The sequence below is a fragment of the Variovorax sp. 01N429 genome (assembly GCF_056399425.1).
Genome location: NZ_JBFTRG010000104.1, coordinates 1 through 468 on the forward strand (window position 1 = coordinate 1; position 468 = coordinate 468).

1 protein-coding gene is annotated in these 468 nt (G+C 70.7%); it reads left to right on the plus strand.

Annotated elements, in window-relative coordinates; genetic code table 11:
• Nucleotides 1–468, plus strand: a 468-nt coding sequence (locus AC1DSF_RS30790) for a cellulase family glycosylhydrolase (RefSeq protein ID WP_478184104.1), incomplete at both ends; no start/stop codon positions are given.

The window sequence follows — 468 nt, forward strand, 5'->3', positions numbered from 1 at the left end:
CCGCTACCACATCAAGGTCGTCCTCGACGCCCACCAGGACGTCTACGGGCCTGCCTTCAACGGCCACCGCGGCATCCCCGCCTGGACCACCCGCACCGACGGCCTGCCCTACGAACCCATCCCGGGCGACTGGTTCTCCGAGTACTTCGAACCGTCCGTGCAAACGGCCTTCGACCACCTCTACACCGACAACGACCTCCGCGCGGCGCACGCCCGCATGTGGATGACCGTCGCCGCCGCCCTCGGCCGCCACCCCGCCGTGCTCGGCTACGACCTCATGAACGAGCCCTTCGGCAAACTCGCCGCCGACACCGACCTGCCCACCGCCGCAGGCCGGTTCGAAGCCGGGCAGCTCACCGACCTGTGGAACCGCCTCGCCGACGCCGTCCGCCTCGTCGACCGCGACAACTGGGTCTTCGTCGGACCCACCGTCATCGTCGGCCTCGGCGTCCCCACCCAGCTCGGCGC